Source organism: Gluconobacter sp. P5H9_a (assembly GCF_018812085.1).
Classification (GTDB): domain Bacteria; phylum Pseudomonadota; class Alphaproteobacteria; order Acetobacterales; family Acetobacteraceae; genus Gluconobacter.
The window spans coordinates 1-8223 of the sequence record NZ_JACRVW010000030.1; the positions used below are offsets into that span (position 1 = coordinate 1).

Sequence of the window (8223 nt, forward strand, 5' to 3'; positions counted from 1 at the left end):
ACCCATGGAAGCGCAATGGCTCTGACGCCAAGCTGGTTCCGGGCGGTTCCTCCGGTGGCTCTGCCGCTGCCGTAGCCGCAGGTCTGGTGCTGGGCGCGACCGGTACGGATACGGGTGGCTCCATTCGCCAGCCGGCTGCCTTCACAGGGATTGCCGGCATCAMGCCGACCTACGGCCGCTGCTCCCGTTTCGGCACGATCGCTTTCGCAAGCTCGCTGGATCAGGCTGGCCCGATGGCCCGCAACCTTCAGGATTGTGCAATCCTGCTGGAATCCATGGCTGGGTTCGACGAGCGGGATTCCACAAGCGTCAACACGCCTGTTCCGAATTACGAAGCGGCCCTGACGCGAGGCGTCAAAGGCCTGCGCGTTGGTATTCCCAAGGAATATCATGCCCCGGGCATGCCAGCCGAAATCGAGGCCCTCTGGCAGCAGGGTATCAACTGGCTGAAGGCCGCTGGCGCTGAAGTTGTGGAAGTGTCTCTTCCGCACACGAAGTACGGCCTTCCAACTTACTACATCGCAGCTCTCGCAGAGGCATCTTCAAACCTTGCCCGCTATGACGGCGTGCGTTTCGGCGAACGTGTGAAGGGGGATTCCCTGGATGCACTGTACGAAGCCACTCGCGCCGCGGGTTTTGGTGAAGAAGTGAAGCGCCGTATCCTGATCGGAACACATGTTCTGTCGTCGGGTTATTACGATGCCTATTACCTGCGCGCGCAGAAGGTCCGTACACTGATCCAGCGGGACTTCCTGAATGCCTTCGAGAAGGTGGATTTCCTTCTGACGCCAACGGCGCCGTCCAGTGCCTTCGCTCAGGACGAAAAGCCGACAGATCCGGTGCAGATGTACCTGAATGACATCTTCACTGTTCCAGCCAGCATGGCAGGCGTTCCCGCGCTCTCTGTTCCAGCCGGTCTGGACGCACAGGGTGTTCCGCTCGGCCTTCAGCTCATTGGCAAATTCTTTGACGAAGAAACACTGATCGCAGCAGGACACGTCATCGAACAGGCTGCGTCCTTCACCCACAGACCCGCCATCCATGCAGGAGTGTCGGCATGAGCTATCGTATCACTGGCAATACCGGCGAATGGGAAATTGTCGTCGGGCTGGAAGTTCATGCCCAGGTCATCAGCCAAGCGAAGTTGTTCTCTGGCGCCTCCGCCTCTTACGGCGGCGAGCCAAATACGCATGTCAGCCTGATTGACGCGGGTTTCCCGGGCATGCTCCCCGTCCTGAACCAGGAGTGCGTTGCACAGGCAGTGCGTACCGGCCTTGGCCTGAACGCGCAGATCAATCTGTTCAGCCGCTTTGATCGCAAAAACTACTTCTATGCCGATCTCCCCACTGGCTATCAGATCAGCCAGTTTGCTCATCCCATCGTGGGTGAGGGCAAGGTGCTCGTTGATCTTGCAGATGGAAGCACACGTGAAATCGGCGTGACGCGCCTTCATCTGGAACAGGATGCAGGCAAGTCCATCCATGATCAGGACCCAACGCGTTCATTCATTGATCTGAATCGTGCGGGCGTAGCCCTCATGGAAATCGTCAGTGAGCCGGACATCCGCTCACCGGAAGAAGCCGGAGCCTACCTGCGAAAGCTCCGTCAGATCTTGCGTTATATCGATACCTGCGATGGCAACATGGAAGAAGGTTCCATGCGTGCTGACGTCAACGTGTCCGTGCGCAAACCGGGCGAGGAGGGATATCGGACCCGCTGCGAGATCAAGAACGTCAACTCGATCCGCTACGTCATGCAGTCAATCGAAGTAGAAGCACAGCGCCAGATCGAGATTTGGGAAGCTGGCGGCGAAGTCGATCAGGAAACGCGCCTGTTCGATCATGTCCGCAGCGAAACTCGGTCGCTTCGGTCCAAGGAAGACGCGCACGATTATCGCTACTTCCCGGACCCGGATCTTCTTCCGCTCATCATCGAGCAGTCTTGGGTTGACGAACTGGAAGCTGCTCTTCCCGAACTGCCAGAAGCCAAGCGGGACCGCCTGGAACGCGAATACGGCGTTAGTCGCTATGAAGCGAGTGTCCTGACCGCAGAGCAAGCTGTCGCAGACTTCTACGAGACCGTTGCAAAGGGCGCCGATGCGCGCCTTGCCACCAACTGGATGCTCGGAGACTTCTTTGCTGCCCTGAACCGCACTGGTCGCTCAATTGAAGACAGTCCAGTCAGTGCAGAAGGACTGCGTGAGCTGTTAAGCCTGATCTCGGATTCGACGATTAACGGCAAGATTGCGAAGGAAGTCCTTGAAGACATGGTAGAAACTGGCGAATCGGCTTCTGCTATTGTTGAGCGGAAAGGTCTTCGTCAGGTGACTGACACAGGAGCCATCGAAAGCTCCATCCGCGATATCCTGGCAGCAAATGCGGATAAGGTTGCTGAATTCAAATCCGGCAAGGACAAGCTTTTCGGCTTCTTTGTTGGCCAGACGATGAAGGCCATGAAGGGTAAAGGGAACCCGGCTCTGGTGAATGAAACCTTGAAAAAGCTTCTTTCCGAATGAGATAAAAAAATTGTTCTTAAGGGGTTTGACGGCGAGGCCGTTCCCCCTTAAGAACGCCTTCACGAACGCAGTATAAAAACTGCTTTCCACGCGGAGGGGTGGCCGAGAGGCTGAAGGCGGCGGATTGCTAATCCGTTATACGGGTTATTCCGTATCGTGGGTTCGAATCCCATCCCCTCCGCCAACATAATCAAAAAATATAAAATAAATCAGTATGTTGTGTGTGAGTCGCTTTGCACTCCCATCATCAATCCCACCTTATGTTTTACGGTTTCCTGCAGCGTCGGGCGGCCTCAAACCGTGTCGGAACGATTTTTGTTGGCAAAACGCCGCGTGTTCTGATAGAATAAAACAAGAATGCGCTGAGGAGCCTTTTCGTTTAATATTCCCCCATCCCGACAGAACATAGCATAGTCCCTCGTGACCGAGGGCAAACGTCCTCCCCAAGACAGCCCCAGCTCCAATCACCCCAGCTCCTCGGCAAGGTGGTTCGACAAGACGGTCGATGGTCGACCGTCATGGCTTGAGGAGTGCATGCGGTGCACGACATACAGACGTCTGGCCTACTGGGGCGCTTTATCACCCGGCTCGAGGCAGCAGAGATCTATCTGCGATGCGACGTTGCGACGGTTGACCGATACGTCGCCAAGGGGCTCCTCCCGAAATACAAGTTCGGCCGGAAAACGCTCTTCCTTCTGGCGGACGTCCTCAAGCTGGTGGTCCGGGCGGATGTCCCTGATATGGAATCAGGTGGACCTTGCGGTTCAACGCGTCGCGGTCGGGCCTGTTCCCAGCCTCTTCCAGTGGCACTGGAGACACTCATTTTCTATCTGATCGCTGCGGCCTTGCTAATACGATTCATCATGCTCCATCATTGACCCGGAGCCGACGGGGGCTTGTCCTGATGCACGCCCCCGTTTGCCTTCACTGAGGTTAGGCGCTCACAAGGCTTGAGCCCTAGCAAAAGCCTGACCTAAACGCGCCGTCAGGGTGGCAGGATCACACACCTCATCAATGTGAAGGATTTCGACCGGAGCCATCCCGACATAGCGGAGCAGGCGTTCCTCGATAGCGTTGCGGAGGCCTTCGGCGTCTTCTGAGACCGAGCGTCCGTCACGGGTGACGGTGCCGACCACTTCGACATACAACGTGGGTTTCCCTCGGACATAGAGCCCGAAGTCGGCTCGCGCCTGGACAACACTCTCTCTGACAGGCGGCTGAACCATCACGCGCACCGCTTGCGGACAGATGCGCTCGATCCGGCGATAAACGGCGAGTTCGACGATGGATTCAATGCGATAGCCTTTGATCCGGACGTCGCCCTGCCAGGCCGGCAGCGTCGGATGGCGTTGGGTCACGGCCTGACGGAAAGCCTTCCACAGAGGCTTGTCGCGGCTGTAGCGGTCGACCAGAGCGTGGCCGCCACCGCAGAACTCGAGCATCTGTTGCGTTGGCGTGACGAGAAGCTCCTTTGACAGAGCAGCATAGCGGTCCAGATCCTCGTCGCGGAAAAGATTGCGGGAGACCCAGTTTGGAAGGACATTGTTCAGGTGGTCGTTGATCATGACGATAGTCCAGAAACGGCGCACGTCTCCCTCGGGTCCATGAGCCCGATGCAAAAACGCGCGAATTGTAAGGGAAGACAAGAAGGTGACGGCAGCCTGCCGTCGGTCTGGCGTGAAGCGCTCAGTCGCGCTTTACGGCATCACCGCTTAGGAGTGCGTTGGTCAGGCGCCTGAATTTTCGGCGGATGTAGCGCGTCAGCACGACGGCCCCTTCGAGGACCGTGCCGTCGGCGTCATTGCCCGCGAGGCATTCGCTGAGGGCGAAATCCAGAAGACCATGCAATGCGGTGATCTGCATGATGTCCGCTTCCACGCGGGACGATAAGACGATGTGTTGAGACATGAAGATTTTCTCGTTCGATGTTGGAGGAACGAGGCTCACACCCACACAACCGATACACTTCAGAAGACAAAAATCCTTTGGGGAATTACGGGTATGAGACCTCACGACGAGAAAAGACAAGAACCCTCGAAACACCGCTCAGGCCCTCATACATCACGACCGCAATGCAGGAATAAAAAATCCCGAAATCAGAAATCCATATCCCATCCTTTGGCTTTTCCGGTGGCCGCCTGCCGCTCGATTTCATTCTGTGATCGCGATACAGCATCGCGTCCCTGCTGCGCATTCTTGACAGCCCGTCGGTCGGGCACGGGTTCGAGCCCATGATGAACAATGATTTTGAGCGTCTCTTCGATCGTCGTCCGGGAGGCGCGTGATAGGTTCCGGGCCAGGCTTTCGATCGCGACGTGCCCCACCACCACGTGATTGTAGATCCTGGGGTCCGGAATATGGACTGAGCCCATCAGAACCTCCGGAATGACGGCACCTATCCGCTGCGGCATGTTGATGCGGAGCGTGGCGGCGCCAGGGGATGCACAACCGTAATGCCGGATCAGGCGCTCGAGCTCCTCGGGGCGCCTCAGACGTGCATCGAACAATGCCTGAGCCCTCTCTCTGGCCTGAAGAACGACGGCGTCGTCACCGCGTGTCGACTGAACGACCCGTTTCTTCGTTTGTCTGGCCAGTTCCACCGCTTTTTTGCGGCGGACCTTGTCCAGCATACGCGCGAACTCGTCCCGATCATCCCAGCGCGTTCTTGCCTGAAGGGGCGTCTCGCGTATCATGACCATGGCGTCGGCTCGCGCTGCCGCCTGTTTCGCGGCCATCCTCAATTTGAATGCGGCACCGCGTGCCCGGCCCTGGACCTCACGGGCGCGGACGAGGGCTTCGGGGTTTTGACGCCTGATCGGTTTCCGGTCGATCCCTTGGTCGCTCAGAGACCTCGGGTCGACCAGAGGCAGACCGGCAGCCTCAAGTTCCCGGTTGAGCTCGGACGCCCATTGCGAGCGGATGCCGAAAACGATCTTTTCACGCTCCTTTTTCGGCCCCTTACGCGTGTTCTTCCGGGCGCCGCCCGAGCGCGGGTGTTTTGGTCGATACCGTGCAAAGAACTGGGCTTCCTGCCGGTTGACACTGTCGAGCATTCGCGGGCTCACCAGGGCGTGGAAATGCCGGTTTTCTTCATAGTCACGGGCAACATCACAATGCTCGGCAAGCGTATAGGGACGGCCCTGCGCCAGCGTCTGGCCGAAGCGCTCCCGCAGGCGCGCCACAGCCTCCGGMCTCAAATTGCGTGGCACGGCGAGAATAAATGAGTCGGCGGCGTTGCCGGTTTCCCGCCGTTCCACCGCATCCCAGAACATCCTGGCGGAGGTCGCCCAGGCCGGAAGATTGCCGGACTCAACGGTGACAAGATCCTCCCGATCCCGGTAGGCTCCCATGCGGGTAATGTAATCCACGCGATCGCTCAGGGCGCTCGGGCCGAAGTTTTTAATCCGGAAATGGAAGTGCGCTGTCGTTTCCATGGGCCTCATTCCGAAGATAAAAAGACACAAAATGCTGACATGCCGCAGGCCGGGGTATGGGGGTTTCCCCCATCACGCGACTTTATCAAATCCGGAGCCGAAGGTGGAGGATTTTAGAAAGTCACTAGCGTGCCTTTTCGGATTTAATTCCACCGATCACTGGTAAAATAGGGATGCGAATCACTTTCCGCTCGGAGGACGATCTAGTGGCTCAGAATAATTGGGGACACCCAAAAAATCAGGCGCTCATCGCCGAAATTGAGGCCGCTGATATTTCGGTGCTCAAGGGACGCCGCAAAAAGATCAGGGACATTCTGGCGCTCCCTGAGATGTCAGTGGACGATCGGGAAACTGTGGTCGCCCTTCTTGATGCTGAACGGCTTCGCGTAGAGGCGCGCGAGGCTGCCAGCAAAGCGGCCAAAGCCCAGAAGCGTTTCGAGGATCAGGAGCGGGCGCAACGAACACGGAAGCTCATTCTTCTGGGAACCGCCGTACGGGAAGCCGGCTTGCCTGAAGCCAATAGAGAGCGCCTGCTCGCGGCACTGCTCATGATAAAAGACCAGTTGGTCGGAAGTGATACCAAAAATCCGTTTCCCATGCTGCCTGAGCCGTATCTCAAGCGTGCGAGGGAGATCATCTCCAAGCAGAAAGGGAAGCCTCAATCACAGGCCGGGAAGCTGAAACCATGAGATATTTCGTCTATTTCGAGGATAGCCAGGGACACCTTCGACAGGCAACGATCAAGGTCGACGGCGAGCCCTCCTCCTACCTTCTATGCGCCCGCATTCGGGTTCTCATGCCAGAGGACTATTTCTTCCTTCTTCTGGTTACTGACCGAGGCGCTCCAGTTCTTGGGCCTCGCCAGTTCGACAGGGTTCTTCTTACTAACGAAGGAACGGAAGCCCTCGCGAAGGAACTCGCAAAGCACCTGGTGCTTCGGTTGAACGACGACTGAAAACGCTGCATTCGGCCTATGACGTCTTTGGGCATTTGCCGCTTGCTCCCGCCCTATGTGTACATGGTATGATGACACAAAGTGAGGGTCACATGAGCGAACAGCTTTCTGGCAGCCAGAGCGTGCCACTAAAAATCGGGGTAAGAGAATTCCGTGGCAACCTGACCGCCTACCTTCGCCAGGCGCGACAGGGCAGTACCATTCTGGTCACGTCCCATGATGAGATCGTGGCTGAACTGCATCCGCCATCCCCGTCCTATCGTCCCCGTCGCCAGCCGGGTGCGCTGCGTGGGCGGATCAAGCTGAGTGATGATTTTGATCAGACGCCGCAGGACATGCTCGACAGCATGGATGGAAGTCTGTGAAGGTTCTGCTCGATACACACGCGTTGCTATGGTGGTTGTCAGATTCTGATAAGCTCGGACCTGTAGCACGTGAGATTATTGCGGATCCGGCCCACGACATTCTGATTAGTATTGTCTCGCTCTGGGAGATCGCGATCAAAATCCGGATCGGGAAACTGGATGCAGATCTCAACGAGATCACGGATGCGATTCCGGCGGAAGGGTTCACGCTGCTACAGATTACCCCCGAGCACCTGAAAGTCCTGATGGGACTGCCCATGCATCACCGTGATCCCTTTGATCATCTGCTTATGGCGCAGGCACTAAGTGAGCAGGCATCATTTCTGTCTGGAGATAGCCAAATGGCGCATTACTCAATCGAGAGGATAAACTGTTCATAGCTGTTCGGGTGGTTTCTTAATAAATTTCGCATGTTGTCCAGAAAACGGTGGTTTTCTGAACTGTCTGGGCAGCTTGGATTTTTCGTCGCGCACGGGTATGAATTGCGTTAAGATACTCGTAAAGTTTTCTATGTTCCGGTATTGTCCATGAATCAACGGATAGGATACGCCCGTGTCTCGACGGACGACCAGCATCTAGACTTGCAGCGTGACGCGCTCATGCAGGGCGGATGCTGCGTGATCTACGAGGAAGCGGTCAGCGGCAAGAACACGGTCAGGCCGGAGCTGGAGCAGTGCCGGAAGGCACTACGGGCTGGGGATACACTCGTCGTGTGGCGGCTCGATCGCCTCGGGCGTAGTTTGCGCGACTTGGTGCAGATTGTGACCGAGCTGGAGCAGCGCGGCATTGGCTTCGAGAGTCTGACAGAGAAGATCGAGACGGGTAGCACAGCGGGTAAGCTGGTTTTTCATTTGTTCGCGGCACTAGCCGAGTTCGAGCGCGGCTTGATCCGCGAGCGGACACATGCCGGCCTAGTGGCGGCCCGTGCCCGAGGCCGGGCCGGTGGCCGTAAGC

The 8223-nt window shown here is 57.2% G+C and carries 11 protein-coding genes and 1 tRNA gene; 9 read left to right on the forward strand and 3 right to left on the reverse strand.

Annotated features, from left to right (window positions below):
- The 4 genes from KP708_RS15020 to KP708_RS15035 form a co-directional block, all read left to right on the forward strand.
- Window positions 1-1061 (forward strand): amidase family protein (locus KP708_RS15020; protein WP_215757216.1); only part of this gene is annotated, 1061 nt, incomplete at its 5' end.
- On the forward strand, window positions 1058-2515 hold the full coding sequence (gatB, locus tag KP708_RS15025) for an Asp-tRNA(Asn)/Glu-tRNA(Gln) amidotransferase subunit GatB (protein ID WP_099212552.1): 1458 nt from the start codon (window positions 1058-1060) through the stop codon (window positions 2513-2515). The genes KP708_RS15020 and gatB, both read left to right, overlap by 4 nt.
- A 92-nt stretch (window positions 2516-2607) precedes the next feature.
- Window positions 2608-2699 (forward strand) — tRNA-Ser (locus tag KP708_RS15030).
- A gap of 355 nt (window positions 2700-3054) precedes the next feature.
- A complete protein-coding gene (locus KP708_RS15035) occupies window positions 3055-3393 on the forward strand; it encodes a helix-turn-helix domain-containing protein (RefSeq protein WP_025829087.1) in 339 nt (112 codons plus the stop codon).
- Between the two features lie 63 nt (window positions 3394-3456).
- On the opposite strand, the gene KP708_RS15040 is transcribed toward KP708_RS15035, so the two are convergent.
- From KP708_RS15040 to KP708_RS15050, 3 genes are all read right to left on the reverse strand, one after another.
- Window positions 3457-4161 (reverse strand): hypothetical protein, encoded by a 705-nt coding sequence (locus KP708_RS15040; RefSeq protein ID WP_252347420.1) that lies wholly within the window; start codon window positions 4159-4161, stop codon window positions 3457-3459.
- Window positions 4162-4201: 40 nt separating this feature from the next.
- Complete coding sequence (locus KP708_RS15045) at window positions 4202-4423, reverse strand: hypothetical protein (protein ID WP_215750497.1); 222 nt, start codon at window positions 4421-4423, stop codon at window positions 4202-4204.
- Between the two features lie 188 nt (window positions 4424-4611).
- The gene (locus tag KP708_RS15050) at window positions 4612-5949 is read right to left on the reverse strand and encodes a MobA/MobL family protein (protein WP_215757217.1); all 1338 of its coding nucleotides are present in this window, start codon (window positions 5947-5949) and stop codon (window positions 4612-4614) included.
- A gap of 206 nt (window positions 5950-6155) precedes the next feature.
- Here KP708_RS15050 and KP708_RS15055 point away from each other — a divergent pair, with 206 nt between their 5' ends.
- From KP708_RS15055 to KP708_RS15075, 5 genes are all read left to right on the forward strand, one after another.
- The gene (locus KP708_RS15055; RefSeq protein WP_215750499.1) at window positions 6156-6638 is read left to right on the forward strand and encodes a conjugal transfer protein TraD; all 483 of its coding nucleotides are present in this window, start codon (window positions 6156-6158) and stop codon (window positions 6636-6638) included.
- Window positions 6635-6904, forward strand: a complete 270-nt coding sequence (locus KP708_RS15060; protein WP_215750500.1) for a hypothetical protein — start codon at window positions 6635-6637, stop codon at window positions 6902-6904. Before KP708_RS15055 ends, KP708_RS15060 begins: the two co-directional genes overlap by 4 nt.
- A 68-nt stretch (window positions 6905-6972) precedes the next feature.
- Window positions 6973-7269 carry a type II toxin-antitoxin system Phd/YefM family antitoxin gene (locus KP708_RS15065; protein ID WP_215750501.1) on the forward strand — a complete coding sequence of 99 codons (297 nt, stop codon included), beginning with the start codon at window positions 6973-6975 and terminating at the stop codon, window positions 7267-7269.
- Window positions 7266-7649, forward strand: coding sequence for a type II toxin-antitoxin system VapC family toxin (locus tag KP708_RS15070; protein ID WP_215750502.1), 384 nt, complete (start codon window positions 7266-7268; stop codon window positions 7647-7649). The genes KP708_RS15065 and KP708_RS15070 overlap by 4 nt, the downstream gene beginning before the upstream one ends.
- 147 nt (window positions 7650-7796) lie before the next feature.
- A partial coding sequence (locus KP708_RS15075) for a recombinase family protein (RefSeq protein ID WP_215757218.1) occupies window positions 7797-8223 on the forward strand: 427 nt, incomplete at its 3' end.